Below are 479 nucleotides of genomic sequence, written 5' to 3'. Positions count from 1 at the left end.
ATGGAGTTCAAGTCGACGTATTCGGCGTCGTTCGAGTGCGCGCCGAAGCTCGCCAGCCCAAAGCGCTCGATCACAGGCGCCTTGGTCTTGGACGCGGCAAACGCGGCATCGGTGCCGCCGCCTTCTGCCTTGTCGTCAATCTCCAGCGTCTTGCCGAGTTCGCCGTAGATCTTCTGGGCGTGCTCGGCCAACGCGCGCGACGCCGGCGTCGCTTCCAGCGGCGGGCGGCGGCGCTCGAACTTGGCCGTGACCTGCGTATCCGAGACCAGCTTGTTCTTGATGCGTTCGTTGACGGTCTCTTCCAGCTTGTCGGCATCGGCGGCCCGCAGCAGACGCACATCGGCCTGCGCGGTGGCGACGGCCGGGATCACGTTGCGGTTGGTGCCCGCTTGTGCCACCGTCCAGTTCACTTTCAGGCCGGTTTCGGGCTTGGACAGATCGCGCATCTGGAGCACCTGGTGCGACAGTTCGTACAGCGC

1 protein-coding gene is annotated in these 479 nt (G+C 65.3%); it reads right to left on the bottom strand.

What is annotated here, in order from left to right:
• On the bottom strand, window positions 1-479 hold a 479-nt coding region (locus NBZ83_RS34725), incomplete at both ends, for a M20/M25/M40 family metallo-hydrolase (protein WP_261576564.1).

Source organism: Frankia gtarii, assembly GCF_025403375.1.
Classification (GTDB): Bacteria; Actinomycetota; Actinomycetes; order Frankiales; family Frankiaceae; genus Frankia; species Frankia gtarii.
Note: the sequence above shows the minus strand (reverse complement) of the source record. Positions and strands in the feature narration are given on the sequence as shown.